Consider the following 16,291-nt stretch of genomic DNA (forward strand, 5'->3'; position numbering starts at 1 on the left):
TCATTTTCGTTGCGTTGCATAATACCTGCAACGAGGCTTAACGAGAAGCTTAGCTGATGACGCTATAATTAGCGCCATAACACCTGGCGCTGTTGCAGGTGAGGAGGAACAATGAAAATTACTGTACTGGGATGCGGAGCCTTAGGACAACTTTGGCTTTCGGCACTGTGCAAACATGGACATGACGTACAGGGCTGGCTACGGGTGCCACAACCTTATTGCAGCGTAAATCTGATCGATACCGATGGTTCCTTTTTCAACGAATCACTGACGGCAAACGATCCGGATTTTTTGGCGAAGAGCGAACTGTTGTTAGTCACGCTGAAAGCGTGGCAGGTTTCCGACGCAGTACGAACCCTGGCGTCAACCCTACCGGTGACGTCGCCTATCCTGCTCATTCATAATGGAATGGGAACCATAGAAGAACTGCAAAATATCCAACAGCCGATGTTGATGGGGACTATCACCCATGCTGCGCGCCGCGACGGTAATATCATTATTCATGTCGCTAACGGTACTACGCATATTGGCCCGGCACGCGAGCAAGACGGCGATTACAGTTATCTCGCCGATATCCTGCAGGGGGTACTGCCCGATGTCGCCTGGCATAACAATATCCGCGCAGAGATGTGGCGCAAACTGGCGGTCAACTGTGTTATCAACCCGCTCACCGCGCTTTGGAACTGCCCGAACGGCGAGCTGCGCCATCATCCTGATGAAATCAACGCAATTTGCGAAGAGGTCGCCGCCGTGATTGAACGTGAAGGCTACCACACATCGGCAGACGATTTACGCTATTATGTTGAGCAAGTGATTGACAGTACGGCAGAAAACATCTCATCCATGTTGCAGGACGTGCGTGCCATGCGCCATACCGAAATTGACTACATCACCGGTTATTTACTCAAGCGCGCCCGTGTGCACGGTCTCGCCGTTCCGGAAAATAGCCGCCTGTTTGAAATGGTAAAGCGAAAGGAGAGTGAGTATGAGCGCTCAGGCACTGGTATGCCTCGCCCCTGGTAGTGAAGAGACCGAAGCGGTCACCACTATCGATCTGCTGGTTCGCGGCGGAATCCACGTCACTACCGCCAGCGTCGCCAGCGATGGCAACCTGACGATTGTCTGCTCGCGCGGTGTAAAGCTACTGGCGGATGCGCCGCTGGTTGAAGTTGCCGACGGCGATTATGACATCATCGTGTTGCCCGGCGGAATTAAAGGCGCCGAGTGCTTTCGCGACAGCCCGCTGCTGGTCGAAACCGTAAAACAGTTTCACCGCTCCGGGCGCATTGTCGCAGCCATTTGCGCCGCAGCCGCCACAGTGCTCGTGCCGCACGATATCTTCCCTATCGGCAATATGACCGGTTTTCCGGCGCTGAAAGATAAGATCCCCGCCGAACAGTGGCTGGATAAGCGTGTGGTGTGGGATGCGCGGGTAAAATTATTAACCAGCCAGGGACCGGGTACCGCTATCGATTTTGGTTTGAAAATCATCGACCTGTTGGCTGGTCGTGAAAAAGCGCATGAAGTGGCTTCGCAACTGGTGATGGCGGCGGGGATTTATAACTACTACGAATAAGAATGATTGCCGGATGGCGGCGTAAACACCTTATCCGGCCTACAAAACGGTACAGTCTGTAGGCCGAATAAGCGACAGCGCCATCCGGCAGTTATTTTACGGGCGTTCGCCCTGCGCCAGACGCGCATTAATATGCGCAATCACCCCAGGTAAATCCGCCAGTGAATCCACCACGTAATGCGCCCCGGCGGCGTACAGCTTGCTGGCCGCGTGCTCGCGGCGGACCGCAACGTCCTCTTTCGACATTGTCTGATAGGCGTCCCATGTTGCGCCGAATTCGTTACCCGATACCGCCAGCCCCACCGTCCACATCCCCGCGTTAAGCCCCTCGCTAATGCCCGGCGCGGCATCATCTACCTTCACACAGTGCGCGACCGCATCAATGCCCAGCGCAATCACGTTTTGCAGCGCCATCCACGGCCCCGGGCGACCACCCGCGGCCAGGTCGTCCGTTGCCACCCAATGATCCGGACGATAGCCATGCTCGGCAGCGGCGGGAACCAGGCGCTCCATCACCGCTCGTGGGTAACCGGAGCAGGAGCCTATCTTGATACCCTCGGCTCGTAGCGCCGCGATCGTGTCGATAACTCCGGCAATAGGAGAAGAAAAATCGATAACTTTAGCAATCTGTAACGGCATGAAAGCGGCGTAGATGGCATCAATATCTGCTGCGCTCATGGAGCGGCCAAACTTTGCCTGCCAGCGCGCGTCAACAGCAGGTAATTTTCCCAGCGCTTCAATGTGTTGCCATTTACCCAGCCCCATTGGCACGCGTGCTTCGGCGAGGGTGATCTCCACATCAAATGCCTGACGGAACGCCTCGACGAAAATTTGCGTCGGCGCGAAGGAGCCAAAATCGACGGTGGTGCCCGCCCAGTCGAGAATAACAGCGTGAATACGGTTCATCATGGTTCCTTATTTCGTCCAGTACATGGCGGTACGAATGGCGGTCAGCAGGGCAGTGATATCGGCGGCATATACTTCGCCAATGTTGCCGATGCGAAAGCAGTCGCTTTGCGACACTTTGCCAGGATAGATCACAAAGCCCTGCTCTTTGAGGCGGCGATAAAATTCGCTAAAGCGATACTGCGGGTCTTCCGGTGAATAAAAGGCGGTGATAATGGGCGAATGAAGCTCGTCATCCAGCAGCGTGTTAAAGCCCAGCGCCCGCATTCCGGCCACCAGGCTGCGCTGATTTTGCTGATAGCGTTGATGACGTGCCGCCACGCCACCTTCTTTCGCCAGCTCTTTCAGCGCCTGGGCAAACGCCAGGACGGTATGTGTGGGCGAAGTAAAACGCCATTTGCCGTGGTTATCCTCCATGCAACGCCACTGGGCGTAGAGATCTAACGACAGCGAGCGGGAACGCCCTTTGCACGCGGCCAGTTTTTGCTCGCGGGCAATCACGAAGGCAAAACCCGGCACGCCCTGAATGCATTTATTGGCGGAGCTGATCAGATAGTCGATGTGTAATGCTGCAATATCCATGGGGATGCCGCCGAAGCTGCTCATGGCGTCAACGATGTAGGTTTTGCCATAGCGATGCGCCAGAGCGCCCACCTCATCAATGGGGTTGAGCATCCCGGTGGTCGTTTCGCTATGCACCATGGCGATATGGCTGATCGTCGGGTCGGCGTTGAGGATCGCGTCGATCGCCTGCACGTCCGGGCGCGCAACTTCGCCGCAGTCGTAAGCGTGATGGGCGATACCCATAAGGCCGGCCATCTCGACCATTCGTGCGCCGTATGCACCGTTGCTGACGATCAGCACCTTATCCTGCGGCCCCAATGCGCTGCCCAGTACGGCTTCCACAGCATAGCTACCGCTGCCTTGCAGTAGTACGGAGGTGTAGCCTTCGGAGGCCGTTGCCAGTTCGGTCAGCTGCTGGCGGATCTGTTCCACCACGCCGATATTATAATCATCATCCCAGGTACAGCTATCGAACAACATCGCTTCTTTCACGGTACGAGAGGTGGTGAGCGGGCCAGGAGTCAGCAACAGATAGTTACGCGAAGTCATGTTATTTACCTTTGGTCTATACCAGATTGCATTTATCATGACGATCTTTGCCACGACGGGTCAAAGAGAAAATCGCGCTGCAACAAAAAATTCATCTCTGCTTGTATAATGGCGGCAGGCAAAACGGAAGCGAGTAAGCATGAAATCTATCCCGGGCGATATCCCGCAGTACCTGTTGATCAAGGCGCAGCTTCAGGCGCGTATTCAGAGCGGTGCGTTGAAAAGCGGTGATAAACTGCCATCTGAACGCGAACTGTGCGCGATCTTCAACACCACGCGCATTACTATTCGCGAAAGCCTGGCGCAGCTGGAGTCCAGTGGGCTTATCTGGCGCGCCGATCGTCGCGGTTGGTTCGTTACGCCGGAACGCCTGTGGCTGGATCCGACCCAGAACACCAACTTCCATAAGCTTTGCCGCGAGCAGGGGCGGGAGCCAAAAACCGCGCTACTGAGCGGCGTGTTAACCACCGTGCCTGTCGAGGTCATGGAGCCCCTCCAGCTCCAGCCGTTTGATCAAATCTATCTGCTGACCCGTCTGCGTTACGCCGATGGCCGCGCCGTGTGCTACTGCGAAAACCATTGTTTGCCCGCCCGCGTGCCTGAGCTGCTGCAGTACGATCTCAACGGCAGCCTGACCGAGGTATACGAGTCGCACTACAACCTCGTCTATACCAGCATGCATCTGTCGTTCTACCCCACCGCCATGCCTGCGCAGGCCGCACAGGCGCTGGGAGTTATGGAAGGACGCCCGGCGCTGTTGCTGCGCCGTCTGAACTACGATCAACACGGGCGAGTGCTGGATCTGGATATCGAATACTGGCGTCACGACAGCCTGCGTATTGAGGTAGATACCCACTAGCGGATGCGCCGGATGTTGGCTGCGGGACTTATCCGGCCTGTCAATCGTATCGTCTCACGGCTATCCGGATAAGCGCAGCATCATCCGGCGTGGACTGATTTATTTCTCTTTCATCGTTTTGTCATATAAGCCGTTTAGCGTAAAAAGCAAACCTGGTATAGGCCAGAAAATGCAACGTACGCTATGAGGCTATTACGATGAAACTTTCCCGACTTGCTCTGCTGTCTGTCTTCGCTCTCGCCAGCGCCCCGTCATGGGCGGAATCGGTGGTCACGGTGTACTCCATCGACGGGCTGCATGATGGCGATAACAGCTGGTACCAGGTACAGTTTGACGCATTCACCAAAGCGACCGGCATTACCGTACGCTATGTTGAAGGCGGTGGTGGCGTGGTAGTGGAACGTCTGGCAAAAGAGCGCACGAATCCACAGGCCGACGTGCTGGTAACCGCGCCGCCATTCATTCAGCGCGCCGCCGCCGAAAAACTGCTGGCGAACTTTAACACCGACGCCGCATCGGCTATCCCCGATGCCAACAACCTTTATTCGCCGCTGGTAAAGAACTATCTGAGCTTTATCTACAACAGCAAGCTGCTGAAAACTGCCCCGGCGAGCTGGCAGGATCTGCTTGACGGTAAATTCAAAAATAAACTCCAGTATTCCACGCCAGGTCAGGCCGCTGACGGCACGGCGGTGATGCTGCAGGCTTTCCACAGCTTCGGCAGTAAAGATGCCGGTTTTGCGTATCTCGGCAAGCTGCAGGCCAATAACGTCGGGCCATCTGCCTCTACCGGCAAGCTAACCGCGCTGGTTAATAAAGGTGAAATCTACGTCGCTAACGGCGACCTGCAAATGAACCTCGCGCAGATGGAACGTAACCCGAACGTGAAAATCTTCTGGCCGGCCAACGACAAAGGCGAGCGCAGCGCGCTGGCCATCCCTTATGTCATTGGCCTGGTCCAGGGGGCGCCGCAGAGTGAAAATGGTAAAAAGCTGATTAACTTCCTGCTGAGTAAAGAAGCGCAGACTCGCGTCAGCGAACTCTCCTGGGGAATGCCGGTACGCAGCGACGTGACGCCGAGCGACGAACATTATAAGGCCGCCACTGCCGCGTTAGAAGGCGTGCAGAGCTGGCAGCCAAATTGGGATGACGTAGCCGTTTCGCTGTCGGCAGATATTAGCCGTTGGCACAAAGTGACCGAAAGCGAGTAAGCCTGATGCTGATGAAAACGACCACCGTTCACGCCCCTGCATCGCAGGGGACATCGGGGATAGTCCTCGACTCGCTGCGCGTTGCGTATCACGGCAACGTGGTGCTTAAACCGCTCTCTTTGACGATTGAACCTGGCGAAGTGCTGGCGCTGATTGGCCCATCAGGATCTGGAAAAACGACGGTGCTGCGTGCGGTTGCGGGCTTTGTGCAACCTGCAGGCGGTCGTATTCTGATTGGCGATACGGACGTCACCCATCTGCCACCCTATAAACGCGGGTTGGCGATGGTGGTGCAGAACTACGCCTTGTTCCCGCATCTGAAAGTGGAAGACAACGTCGCTTTTGGCCTGCGTGCGCAGAAGCAGCCAAAGGCGCTAATTAATGAGCGTGTAACGCAGGCGCTGAAAACGGTTGGCATGAGTGATTACGCCGCCCGTTATCCGCATCAACTTTCCGGCGGCCAGCAGCAACGCGTGGCCATCGCCCGCGCGATTGCCGTGCGCCCGCGCGTGCTGTTGCTGGATGAACCACTGTCAGCGCTGGACGCACAGATTCGTCATAATATGGTGGAAGAAATCGCCCGTCTTCACCGTGAGCTGCCGGAACTCACTATTCTCTACGTCACCCACGATCAAACGGAAGCGCTCACTCTGGCCGATAAAATCGGCATTATGAAGGATGGCTCGCTGATTGCTCACGGCGAAACCCGCGCGCTATATCAGCATCCGCCCAATCGTTTTGCCGCCGAATTCTTAGGTCGCGCCAATATTCTCTCCGCCATCGCGCTGGGGATAACGGAGGCTCCGGGGCTGGTGGACGTCAGCTGCGGCGGTGCGGTGATTCGCGCGTTCAGCCGGGGCAGCCACCACGGTTACAACAAACTGCTGTGCATTCGTCCTCAGCACCTCAGCCTGACGCCGCGTTCGGCCTACAGCAACCGCTTCAACGCCACACTGCAATCGGTGCACTGGCAGGGCGATTTAACCCATCTGCTGTGTGACGTTGCTGGCGAAACGGTGCGGATGGTGTTGACGCATGTCAATCCGCTGCCGCGCGTGGGCGACAAGCTGGCGCTGTGGTTCGAACCGGATGATGCGGTCCTGATTGAGGTATAACCATGTCACTCATTTTACCTCTGGAAAAACCGGCGCTTAACCTACGCCCACTGCTGTGGCTGCTGCTCCCGTTGCTGGTGCTGGCGACGCTGTTTTTCTGGCCTCTGTCGCTCATCGTTGAACAGGCGCTACGCGGTGCCAATGGCGAGATCGGGCTCGAGACCTTCCGGCAGGTGGTCGACTCGAAACGCTTTGTCGGCGCGTTGCTGAACACGTTGCAAATCGCCTTTTTCGCCACCGCCGGTTGCCTGCTGCTGGGCAGCGTGATGTCGCTGATTCTGGTGTTTATTCCTTTCCCCGGCAGCGAGTTGATTGGTCGGGTCGTCGATACTTTTATTGCGCTGCCGACCTTCCTGATTACGCTGGCGTTCACCTTTATTTATGGGTCAGCGGGTCTGCTCAACGGTGCGCTGATGAGCCTGTTTGCCTTTGAGCTACCGCCGGTGGATTTTCTCTACTCGATGCAGGGCGTCATTCTGGCGGAGATCACGGTGTTCACTCCGCTGGTGATGCGGCCACTGATGGCCGCGCTGCGGCAAATTGATAAAAGCCAGCTAGAGGCAGCCAGTATTCTGGGGGCGCACCCGTTACGGGTGATTGGGCAGGTGATTTTCCCGGCGGCGCTACCGGCGCTGATGGCTGGTGGCAGCCTGTGCCTACTGTTGACCACTAACGAGTTCGGCATCGTACTGTTTATTGGCGCGAAAGGGGTTAACACCCTGCCGATGATGGTTTACAGCAAAGCGATTCTGGAGTCCGACTATACGGTCGCCTGCATGATTGCGTTGATTAACATTGTCTTGTCGCTGGGGCTGTTCTCCCTCTATCGCCTGGCGGCATCGCGTACCGGCGTAAGGAGCTAGCCATGCTAATTTGGTCACCTAAAGGACGCGCAGCGGCGGGCGTTGTGGCTAGCGTACTGTTTATCGTGTTCTTTTTCCTGCCGCTGGCGGTGATTCTGATGTCCAGCCTTAGCCAGCAGTGGAACGGTATTCTGCCGAGTGGCTTCACGCTGAACCACTTTGTTAACGCTCTGCACGGTGCGGCATGGGATGCCCTACTTGCCAGCCTCACGATTGGCTTTTGCGCCAGCCTGTTTGCGCTGCTTTGCGGCGTTTGGGCGGCGCTGGCGCTGCGTCAATATGGGGTGAAAACGCAGAAGTGGTTAAGTATGGTGTTCTATCTGCCGAGTGCGATTCCGTCAGTGTCCGTGGGTCTGGGCATTCTGGTTGCTTTCAGCCAGGGGCCATTGCAAATGAACGGCACCCTATGGATTGTGCTGACAGCGCACTTTGTGCTGATTTCCGCCTTTACCTTCAGTAACGTGTCGACCGGACTGGCGCGCATTTCCGCCGATATTGAAAACGTCGCGTCGAGTCTGGGGGCATCGCCCTGGTATCGTCTGCGTCACGTGACGTTGCCGTTATTGATGCCGTGGATGGTGTCAGCGCTGGCGCTGAGTTTATCGCTCTCCATGGGGGAGTTGGGCGCGACGATGATGATTTATCCACCGGGCTGGACGACGCTGCCGGTAGCTATCTTTAGCCTGACCGACCGTGGAAATATCGCCGACGGCGCGGCGCTGACCATTGTGCTGGTGGCCATTACGCTGCTGCTGATGATGAAGCTGGAGCGCATTGCAAAACGGTTGGGGCAGAAATAAAACGGTAGGCCGGGTAGGACATAGCCGCCACCCGGCAAAGGAATTACGGACGATACACCTTCACATTGGCAAACCCCTGCTCGCGCAGATAGAGCGCCTGCAGGCGACTCATTACGCCGCGTTCGCACCACAGCAGCCAGGTTTTGCTCTGATCGAGGTCGCCAAATTTAGTGCTCAGCTTGTAGAAAGGCAGCGAAACGACGTCGACGCCTTCCACTTTCAGCGGCTTGTCATCCTGCTCATCGACAGAACGGATATCCAGAATCACATCGTTGGCGCCAAAACCGCTCACGGTTTCAACTTCCACCACCTCCTGCTGGGTCTGCTGGGCGATTTCACGAATATCGACGTTGTTCGCTTCTTCTACCACCTTATCGAGAATACTGAAGTCGAAATTTTCTTCTTCGGCTTCAATTTTCGCTTTAATGGCTTTCACCGTCGGACTTTTTGAAATCACGCCACAGTATTCCGGCATCGTACGGGCAAAATCTTCCGTACCAATCTGGCGCGCCAGGTTGATAATGTGCTCTTTATCGTAAGAGATCAGCGGGCGCAAGATCAGCGTGTCAGACACGTTATCGATCAAGCGCAAATTGGTTAGCGTCTGGCTGGATACCTGGCCCAGCGCTTCGCCGGTCACCAGCGCCTGTACGCCGTAACGTTCCGCCACTTTCGACGCCGCGCGTACCATCATACGTTTGAGCACCACGCCCATCTGGCCGTCGTCAACTTTCTCCAGAATCTCGCCGACCACCGGTTCGAAGTTAATCGCCACAAAACGCACGCGATGGGAGCTGCCAAAGCGGTTCCACAGGTAATGCGCCACCTGGCGAACGCCAATTTCATGCGCCGCGCCGCCAAGGTTAAAGAAGCAGTAGTGTACGCGGCAGCCGCGACGCATCAGCATATAGCTGGAGACGCCGGAGTCAAAACCGCCGGAGATCAGCGACAGCACATCTTCCTGGGTGCCAATCGGGAAACCGCCAATGCCTTCATAACGCCCTTTGATCAACAGCAGGCGATCATCTTCCACTTCCAGATGCACCGTCACATCCGGGTTAGTGAGCTTCACGCGCGCCGATTCAATATGCTGATTTAATCCGCCGCCGACATAGCGCTCCACCTCAATGGAGCTAAACTCATGCTTACCGCGACGTTTTACGCGCACGCAGAAGGTTTTGCCTTCAAGCTGCTCGCGATACTGCGCCAACGCTTTCTCGAAAATGTCGTGCATATCGGTGAACGGCACATCTTCGACTTCAAGAATATGGTGGATCCCCGGAATGCGGGTCAGCGCGTCGCGAATCGCCAGACGCTGGTTTTCATCTTTGGCGCGAACTTCAATGTTATCCCAGTGACGGACAACCGCGAGGGTCTCATCGTAGTGCTTTAAAACGTTACGGATGTTCCCGGTTAAAATTTTTATAAAGCGCAAACGCACAGATTGGCTTTTGATAGTGATTTCCGGGAACAATTTAATGATAAACTTCATGGCGGCAATGGTTCTTTAGCAAGCTATCTAAGGCTTGTCGTGGAGAAATAGTACAGCAGCCCATACCTACGGCTGCATCCAGGCGCGGAAGTATATCACTATCACGGACATCTTGCGCATTTCCCCTTACCATTGCGCGTTATTTGCTTATCAGTGTGAGTCCGTTACCATAGACTTGTGCTGCCATTACAGAGAGTCAAACAGTCATCATGCCGAAGAAAAATGAGGCGCCCGCCAGCTTTGAAACTGCGCTGAGCGAGCTGGAACATATTGTTACCCGCCTGGAAAGCGGCGATTTGCCGCTGGAAGACGCGCTGAATGAATTCGAGCGCGGCGTACAGCTGGCGCGTCAGGGGCAGGCAAAACTGCAGCAGGCGGAACAGCGCGTGCAAATTTTGCTGTCTGATAATGAAGAGGCTTCACCTGAGCCTTTTATCGCGGATAATGAGTAAATGGACTTTACGCAGCAGCTACAGGCTTGCGTAACGCAAGCGAATCAGGCGCTGAGCCGTTTTATCGCGCCACTGCCCTTTCAGAACACTCCCGTGGTCGAAGCCATGCAGTATGGCGCATTATTAGGCGGTAAACGCCTGCGGCCATTTCTGGTTTACGCCACCGGTCAAATGTTTGGCGTCAGTACGGCAACGCTGGATGCGCCAGCTGCGGCGGTCGAATGCATTCATGCCTATTCGCTGATCCATGACGACCTGCCAGCAATGGACGATGACGATTTGCGTCGCGGCCTGCCGACTTGCCATATTAAATTTGGCGAAGCCAACGCAATCCTGGCGGGAGACGCGTTGCAGACGCTGGCGTTTGCCATTATCAGCGATGCGCCGATGCCGGAAGTCACCGATCGCGATCGTATCGCGATGATCGCCGAACTGGCAAACGCCAGCGGTATCGCCGGTATGTGCGGCGGTCAGGCATTGGATCTGGCGGCAGAAGGCCAGCGGATCACTCTGGACGCGCTGGAACGCATTCATCGCCATAAGACCGGCGCGCTCATTCGCGCCGCCGTTAGACTTGGCGCGTTGAGCGCGGGCGATAAAGGACGGAATACTCTGCCGATACTTGACCGCTATGCAGAGAGTATCGGCCTTGCCTTCCAGGTTCAGGATGACATTCTGGATGTGGTGGGCGATACTGCAACGTTAGGTAAACGTCAGGGCGCAGACCAGCAGCTTGGCAAAAGTACCTATCCTGCACTTCTGGGTCTTGAGCAAGCCCGGAATAAAGCCCGGGACCTGATAGAGGACGCCCGTCAGTCGTTACATCAGCTGGCCGCGCAATCACTGGACACCTCGGCACTGGAAGCGCTAGCGAACTACATAATCCAGCGTGATAAATAAACCCCATATCCAATGAGCTTGCGATGAGTTTTGATATAGCCAAATACCCTACCCTGGCATTGGTCGACTCCACCCAGGAGTTACGACTGTTACCGAAAGAGAGTCTGCCGAAACTCTGCGACGAGCTACGCCGCTACTTACTCGACAGCGTAAGCCGTTCCAGCGGGCACTTCGCTTCCGGGCTGGGCACGGTAGAACTTACCGTGGCGCTGCATTATGTCTACAACACCCCGTTTGACCAGCTAATCTGGGATGTTGGACACCAGGCTTATCCACATAAAATCCTTACCGGTCGTCGCGACAAAATCGGCACCATTCGCCAGAAAGGCGGTCTGCACCCGTTCCCGTGGCGCGGAGAAAGCGAATACGATGTGCTGAGCGTTGGGCATTCCTCCACCTCCATCAGCGCCGGTATCGGTATTGCCGTGGCGGCGGAGAAAGAAGGCAAAGATCGCCGCACCGTCTGTGTGATTGGCGACGGCGCCATCACCGCCGGTATGGCGTTTGAAGCAATGAATCACGCAGGCGATATCCGACCCGACATGCTGGTCATTCTGAACGACAATGAAATGTCGATTTCGGAAAACGTCGGCGCGCTCAACAACCATCTGGCGCAGCTACTTTCCGGTAAACTTTACTCTTCTCTGCGCGAAGGCGGAAAAAAGGTCTTCTCCGGCGTACCGCCAATTAAAGAACTGCTCAAGCGTACCGAAGAACATATTAAAGGCATGGTTGTGCCGGGCACACTGTTCGAAGAGCTGGGCTTTAACTACATCGGGCCGGTCGATGGTCACGATGTCATGGGGCTTATCAGCACATTGAAGAACATGCGCGACCTGAAAGGCCCGCAGTTCCTGCATATCATGACCAAGAAAGGCCGCGGCTATGAGCCCGCGGAAAAAGATCCGATCACTTTCCATGCGGTGCCTAAATTTGATCCTTCCAGCGGATGTTTGCCGAAAAGCAGCGGCGGTCTGCCAGGCTATTCAAAAATCTTCGGTGACTGGCTGTGTGAAACTGCCGCCAAAGACAGCAAGCTGATGGCGATCACCCCGGCAATGCGCGAAGGTTCCGGCATGGTGGAATTTTCACGTAAATTCCCGGATCGCTATTTTGACGTCGCCATCGCCGAGCAGCATGCCGTCACCTTCGCCGCAGGTCTGGCGATTGGCGGCTATAAGCCCGTCGTGGCGATCTACTCTACTTTCCTGCAACGCGCCTACGATCAGGTCATCCATGACGTCGCTATCCAGAAACTGCCGGTCATGTTCGCCATCGATCGCGCCGGTATCGTTGGCGCGGATGGGCAAACACACCAGGGCGCGTTCGATCTCTCCTATCTGCGCTGCATCCCGGATATGGTGATCATGACGCCAAGCGACGAAAACGAATGTCGCCAGATGTTATTTACCGGGTATCACTATAACGACGGCCCGACGGCAGTACGTTATCCACGCGGTAATGCGCAGGGCGTGGCGCTAACCCCGCTGGAAAAACTGCCTATTGGTAAAGGCCTTGTGAAGCGTCATGGCGAAAAACTGGCGATTCTGAACTTTGGCACCTTAATGCCTGAGGCGGCGAAAGTCGCCGAAGCGCTGAACGCCACGCTGGTCGACATGCGCTTTGTTAAGCCGCTGGACGACACGTTAATTCTGGAGATGGCCGCGCAGCATGACGCGCTGGTGACGCTGGAAGAAAACGCCATTATGGGCGGCGCTGGCAGCGGCGTAAACGAAGTGCTAATGGCCCATCGTAAACCTGTACCTGTGCTGAATATCGGTCTTCCGGATTTCTTTATCCCGCAAGGAACGCAGGAAGAAGCCCGCGCGGAACTGGGGCTTGACGCCGCAGGCATTGAAGCCAAAATCAAGGCCTGGCTGGCATAATCCCCTCTTTGCTCCTGCTATGCTTGAAGAGTGACGGGTATAACAGGAGCGGAGTCATGCAATACAACACGTTAGGAAATACAGATCTTCGGGTATCCCGCCTTTGTCTGGGCTGTATGACATTCGGCGAGCCGAGTCGCGGCAATCACGCCTGGACGCTTCCCGAAGAGAGCAGCCGTCCCATCATCAAGCGCGCCCTGGAGGGCGGCATTAACTTTTTTGATACCGCCAACAGCTACTCCGACGGCAGCAGCGAAGAGATTGTCGGTCGCGCGCTGCGTGATTTCACCCGGCGCGACGAGGTGGTGGTAGCGACGAAAGTCTTCCATCGCGTCGGCGATCTGCCGGAAGGATTGTCCCGCGCGCAAATCCTGCGCTCTATTGACGATAGCCTCACCCGTCTGGGAATGGAGTATGTCGATATCCTGCAAATCCACCGCTGGGATTACACCACGCCGATAGAAGAGACTCTGGAAGCGCTAAACGACGTGGTAAAGGCGGGTAAAGCCCGCTATATCGGCGCTTCCTCAATGCACGCCTCACAATTTGCCCAGGCGCTGGCGCTACAAAAACAACACGGCTGGGCGCCGTTTGTCACCATGCAGGATCACTATAACCTGATCTACCGCGAGGAAGAGCGTGAGATGCTACCGCTGTGCTGGCAGGAAGGCGTCGCCGTGATTCCGTGGAGTCCGCTGGCGCGCGGGCGCTTAACTCGCCCCTGGGGAGAAACCACGGCCCGCCTGGTCTCGGATGACGTGGGTAAAAATTTATACGCTGAAAGCGATAAAAATGATGCGCAAATAGCGGAACGGCTGGCTGGCGTCAGCGAGGCGCTTGGCGCAACGCGAGCGCAGGTCGCGCTGGCCTGGCTACTCAGTAAACGAGGCGTCGCCGCGCCGATTATCGGCGCTTCGCGTGAAGAGCAGTTAGATGAGTTGCTGAATGCCGTTGATTTAACGCTCAAACCGGAGCAGATTGCTGAACTCGAAACGCCGTACAAACAGCATCCGGTGGTGGGATTTAAATAATCTGCCATTGCCCGATGGCGCGGCGCTTATCGGGCCTGCGAAATCGACATATTGTTCGGGGATAGGCCGGATAAGGCGTTTACGCCGCCATCCGGCAAACCCTTTAAATAATACCGAGCGGCCAGTGATGACCGATAAAATACAGTATGCCAGCGGATATCACGCCGGCGACGATATCATCGATCATAATTCCCATGCCGCCGTGCACGTTGCGATCAAACCAACGGATCGGCCAGGGTTTCCACATATCCAGAATGCGGAAAATAACGAACCCGGCAGCCACCCACTGCCAGTCCGTCGTCGGCAACGCCATTAGCGTTATCCACATACCGATAAATTCATCCCAGACAATACTGCCGTGGTCGTGTACGCCCATATCTTTCGCCGTCTGATGGCAAAGATAAACGCCAATGCAGATCCCAAACATCACGACCAGCGAATAAAGCTGCCACGGCAGAAACGTCATCAGATACCAGAAGGGGATCGCCGCCAGCGAGCCCATCGTGCCCGGCACCACGGGGCTCAGCCCGCTGCCAAAGCCGGTAGCGAGCAGATGCCACGGATTGCGCAAATTCAGGCGGCTTTTCGCAACATCTTTATGGCGTGGCAAAATGGTCATATCCTTTCCAGTCAAAAGTGACAGGTTCTCCGTCACGCACAAAGGCGATCCCTTCGATATCCGCCGTCATTTGCCCGATACAGGTAAACGGCACGCCCAGATGACCAAGCGCGACATCCAGCGCGCCACGGTTCAGCTCCGGGACGGTAAAGCACAGTTCATAATCTTCGCCGCCGGATAACATCCAGCGCAGCTTTTGTTCGGGATCATTGGCATGTCCCCACAGTTCTTCGGAGTCAGGCAGCGCCTCCAAATCGATTCGCGCGCCACAGTTGCTGGCTTGCAGAATGTGACCAAGATCGGAAATCAAACCGTCGGAAAGATCGATCGCTGAACTGGCGAGATCGCGTAGCGCCTGCCCTTGTAAAATACGCGGCGTCGGGCGCAGATGGCGTTTGACCAGATAGTCGGCATCCCCCCAGCTTCCCACGCGAAAATCACCCCGTAGAATCGCCAGCCCGGCAGCGCTATCGCCCAACGTGCCAGTAACATAAATCCAGTCGCCCGGTTTTGCGCCAGAACGTTTCAGCGCCCGACCGGCTGGCACAAGGCCATGAATACCGAGCGTCATCGACAGCGGGCCGCGCGTGGTATCGCCGCCAATGAGCTGCATGTCGTAGTAATCCAGTTGTTCAAACAGGCTGTCACTGAACGCGGCAAGCCACGCCTCATCGACGTCAGGAAGCGTGAGCGCCAGCGTTAACCATGCCGGATCGGCGCCCATCGCCGCCAGATCGCTTAAATTCACCGCCAGCGCTTTATACGCCAGATCGGCAGGATCGATATCGGGTAAGAAATGGATGCCCGCCACCAGCGTATCGGTACTGATCGCCAGGGTCTGCTTTTCAGGAATATTCAGGAGCGCGCAATCGTCGCCAATACCGGTTTCAACATCAAGACGAGAGCTTCTTACACGGTCAAAATAACGGGCAATCAGGGAAAACTCGCCACATGCCATACGTTATGCCTCAGCAGAAAAAAAGAAAAGGCCGGAGACGGCGGGTATCGATCGCCCGCTATCTTTCCGGCCTGTGAATCACTTTTTGTTGGGGCGAATCACCGGAGCTGCTTTATCCAGTACGCCGTTGACGAATTTGTGGCTGTCTTCAGCGCCAAAGGTTTTCGCCAGTTCAATCGCTTCGTTGATGGCCACTTTATAAGGCACATCGCTGCGTTTTGACAGCTCAAACAACGCAATACGCAGCACGGCTTTTTCAACCTGTCCCAGCTCTTCAAGCAGGCGGGACAGATACGGTTTCATTAAACCATCCAGGTACGCGCTGTTAGTCGCCACCCCGGATAGCAGTTCACGGAAATAGAGAACGTCGACGTCTTTTACGTCCTGTTCCGCCAGGAACTGGTATTCAACATCAGCGATGTCGTTCTGGGACAACTGCCAAGAGTAAAGCGCCTGAACGGCACACTCACGGGCGCGGCGACGAGCAGCAGGTTTCACGGAATTCCCCTT

17 protein-coding genes and 1 pseudogene are annotated in these 16,291 nt (G+C 55.9%); 12 read left to right on the forward strand and 6 right to left on the reverse strand.

From position 1 onward, the window contains the following. The first annotated feature begins 111 nt into the window (after positions 1-111). Entirely contained in the window at positions 112-1,023 is a 912-nt protein-coding gene (gene panE, locus ACLJTG_RS11610; RefSeq protein ID WP_000705814.1) for a 2-dehydropantoate 2-reductase, read from the forward strand. Further along, a complete protein-coding gene (gene yajL / locus ACLJTG_RS11615; RefSeq protein ID WP_001275806.1) occupies positions 986-1,576 on the forward strand; it encodes a protein deglycase YajL in 591 nt (196 codons plus the stop codon). The genes panE and yajL overlap by 38 nt, the downstream gene beginning before the upstream one ends. A 96-nt stretch (positions 1,577-1,672) precedes the next feature. Here yajL and phnX read toward each other — a convergent pair whose 3' ends face one another. Together phnX and phnW are read right to left on the reverse strand one after the other, a co-directional pair. Further along, positions 1,673-2,482, reverse strand: a complete 810-nt coding sequence (phnX, locus tag ACLJTG_RS11620) for a phosphonoacetaldehyde hydrolase (RefSeq protein ID WP_021000005.1) — start codon at positions 2,480-2,482, stop codon at positions 1,673-1,675. A gap of 9 nt (positions 2,483-2,491) precedes the next feature. Continuing rightward, the gene (gene phnW / locus ACLJTG_RS11625; protein WP_000203969.1) at positions 2,492-3,595 is read right to left on the reverse strand and encodes a 2-aminoethylphosphonate--pyruvate transaminase; all 1,104 of its coding nucleotides are present in this window, start codon (positions 3,593-3,595) and stop codon (positions 2,492-2,494) included. A gap of 139 nt (positions 3,596-3,734) precedes the next feature. On the opposite strand from phnW, the gene phnR reads away from it, so the two are divergent. The 5 genes from phnR (at position 3,735) to phnV (ending at position 8,443) form a co-directional block, all read left to right on the forward strand. Further along, positions 3,735-4,454, forward strand: coding sequence for a phosphonate utilization transcriptional regulator PhnR (phnR, locus tag ACLJTG_RS11630; protein ID WP_000836268.1), 720 nt, complete (start codon positions 3,735-3,737; stop codon positions 4,452-4,454). Between the two features lie 197 nt (positions 4,455-4,651). Beyond that, a complete protein-coding gene (phnS, locus tag ACLJTG_RS11635; RefSeq protein ID WP_000778008.1) occupies positions 4,652-5,665 on the forward strand; it encodes a 2-aminoethylphosphonate ABC transporter substrate-binding protein in 1,014 nt (337 codons plus the stop codon). Between the two features lie 5 nt (positions 5,666-5,670). Further along, positions 5,671-6,780 (forward strand): 2-aminoethylphosphonate ABC transport system ATP-binding subunit PhnT, encoded by a 1,110-nt coding sequence (gene phnT, locus ACLJTG_RS11640; protein WP_000928801.1) that lies wholly within the window; start codon positions 5,671-5,673, stop codon positions 6,778-6,780. Between the two features lie 2 nt (positions 6,781-6,782). Continuing rightward, positions 6,783-7,643, forward strand: coding sequence for a 2-aminoethylphosphonate ABC transporter permease subunit (gene phnU, locus ACLJTG_RS11645; RefSeq protein ID WP_000052713.1), 861 nt, complete (start codon positions 6,783-6,785; stop codon positions 7,641-7,643). 2 nt (positions 7,644-7,645) lie between these two features. Then, positions 7,646-8,443 carry a 2-aminoethylphosphonate ABC transport system, membrane component PhnV gene (phnV, locus tag ACLJTG_RS11650; protein WP_000909793.1) on the forward strand — a complete coding sequence of 266 codons (798 nt, stop codon included), beginning with the start codon at positions 7,646-7,648 and terminating at the stop codon, positions 8,441-8,443. Between the two features lie 43 nt (positions 8,444-8,486). On the opposite strand, the gene thiI is transcribed toward phnV, so the two are convergent. After that, positions 8,487-9,935, reverse strand: coding sequence for a tRNA uracil 4-sulfurtransferase ThiI (gene thiI / locus ACLJTG_RS11655; protein ID WP_000668648.1), 1,449 nt, complete (start codon positions 9,933-9,935; stop codon positions 8,487-8,489). 209 nt (positions 9,936-10,144) lie between these two features. Here thiI and xseB point away from each other — a divergent pair, with 209 nt between their 5' ends. The 5 genes and pseudogenes from xseB to ACLJTG_RS11680 all read left to right on the forward strand — a co-directional run. Further along, the gene (gene xseB / locus ACLJTG_RS11660; RefSeq protein ID WP_001124944.1) at positions 10,145-10,387 is read left to right on the forward strand and encodes an exodeoxyribonuclease VII small subunit; all 243 of its coding nucleotides are present in this window, start codon (positions 10,145-10,147) and stop codon (positions 10,385-10,387) included. Next, positions 10,388-11,287: a (2E,6E)-farnesyl diphosphate synthase gene (ispA, locus tag ACLJTG_RS11665; protein WP_000348076.1), complete on the forward strand. Its 900-nt coding sequence runs from the start codon at positions 10,388-10,390 to the stop codon at positions 11,285-11,287. A gap of 23 nt (positions 11,288-11,310) precedes the next feature. Next, complete coding sequence (gene dxs, locus ACLJTG_RS11670) at positions 11,311-13,173, forward strand: 1-deoxy-D-xylulose-5-phosphate synthase (protein WP_000006777.1); 1,863 nt, start codon at positions 11,311-11,313, stop codon at positions 13,171-13,173. A gap of 56 nt (positions 13,174-13,229) precedes the next feature. After that, positions 13,230-14,204: an aldo/keto reductase gene (locus tag ACLJTG_RS11675; RefSeq protein ID WP_021000004.1), complete on the forward strand. Its 975-nt coding sequence runs from the start codon at positions 13,230-13,232 to the stop codon at positions 14,202-14,204. Positions 14,205-14,211: 7 nt separating this feature from the next. Continuing rightward, positions 14,212-14,303: pseudogene (locus tag ACLJTG_RS11680) on the forward strand (hypothetical protein); the annotation flags it as partial. A 4-nt stretch (positions 14,304-14,307) separates the two neighbouring features. Here ACLJTG_RS11680 and pgpA read toward each other — a convergent pair. The 3 genes from pgpA to nusB all read right to left on the reverse strand — a co-directional run bounded on the left by pgpA (position 14,308) and on the right by nusB (position 16,279). Next, positions 14,308-14,823 carry a phosphatidylglycerophosphatase A gene (pgpA, locus tag ACLJTG_RS11685; RefSeq protein WP_000154063.1) on the reverse strand — a complete coding sequence of 172 codons (516 nt, stop codon included), beginning with the start codon at positions 14,821-14,823 and terminating at the stop codon, positions 14,308-14,310. After that, entirely contained in the window at positions 14,801-15,781 is a 981-nt protein-coding gene (gene thiL, locus ACLJTG_RS11690; RefSeq protein ID WP_000752133.1) for a thiamine-phosphate kinase, read from the reverse strand. Before thiL ends, pgpA begins: the two co-directional genes overlap by 23 nt. A 78-nt stretch (positions 15,782-15,859) precedes the next feature. Then, entirely contained in the window at positions 15,860-16,279 is a 420-nt protein-coding gene (gene nusB, locus ACLJTG_RS11695) for a transcription antitermination factor NusB (RefSeq protein ID WP_000801129.1), read from the reverse strand. Positions 16,280-16,291 lie beyond the last annotated feature (12 nt).

Source organism: Salmonella sp. SAL00672, from assembly GCF_046552175.1.
Classification (GTDB): domain Bacteria; phylum Pseudomonadota; class Gammaproteobacteria; order Enterobacterales; family Enterobacteriaceae; genus Salmonella; species Salmonella enterica.

Bases quoted from the DNA above. Each gene is read 5' to 3' on its own strand.
- panE (WP_000705814.1), top strand. From the start codon at position 112: ATGAAAATTACTGTACTGGGATGCGGAGCCTTAGGACAACTTTGGCTT.
- yajL (WP_001275806.1), top strand. From the start codon at position 986: ATGAGCGCTCAGGCACTGGTATGCCTCGCCCCTGGTAGTGAAGAGACC.
- phnX (WP_021000005.1), bottom strand. From the start codon at position 2,482: ATGAACCGTATTCACGCTGTTATTCTCGACTGGGCGGGCACCACCGTC.
- phnW (WP_000203969.1), bottom strand. From the start codon at position 3,595: ATGACTTCGCGTAACTATCTGTTGCTGACTCCTGGCCCGCTCACCACC.
- phnR (WP_000836268.1), top strand. From the start codon at position 3,735: ATGAAATCTATCCCGGGCGATATCCCGCAGTACCTGTTGATCAAGGCG.
- phnS (WP_000778008.1), top strand. From the start codon at position 4,652: ATGAAACTTTCCCGACTTGCTCTGCTGTCTGTCTTCGCTCTCGCCAGC.
- phnT (WP_000928801.1), top strand. From the start codon at position 5,671: ATGCTGATGAAAACGACCACCGTTCACGCCCCTGCATCGCAGGGGACA.
- phnU (WP_000052713.1), top strand. From the start codon at position 6,783: ATGTCACTCATTTTACCTCTGGAAAAACCGGCGCTTAACCTACGCCCA.
- phnV (WP_000909793.1), top strand. From the start codon at position 7,646: ATGCTAATTTGGTCACCTAAAGGACGCGCAGCGGCGGGCGTTGTGGCT.
- thiI (WP_000668648.1), bottom strand. From the start codon at position 9,935: ATGAAGTTTATCATTAAATTGTTCCCGGAAATCACTATCAAAAGCCAA.
- xseB (WP_001124944.1), top strand. From the start codon at position 10,145: ATGCCGAAGAAAAATGAGGCGCCCGCCAGCTTTGAAACTGCGCTGAGC.
- ispA (WP_000348076.1), top strand. From the start codon at position 10,388: ATGGACTTTACGCAGCAGCTACAGGCTTGCGTAACGCAAGCGAATCAG.
- dxs (WP_000006777.1), top strand. From the start codon at position 11,311: ATGAGTTTTGATATAGCCAAATACCCTACCCTGGCATTGGTCGACTCC.
- ACLJTG_RS11675 (WP_021000004.1), top strand. From the start codon at position 13,230: ATGCAATACAACACGTTAGGAAATACAGATCTTCGGGTATCCCGCCTT.
- pgpA (WP_000154063.1), bottom strand. From the start codon at position 14,823: ATGACCATTTTGCCACGCCATAAAGATGTTGCGAAAAGCCGCCTGAAT.
- thiL (WP_000752133.1), bottom strand. From the start codon at position 15,781: ATGGCATGTGGCGAGTTTTCCCTGATTGCCCGTTATTTTGACCGTGTA.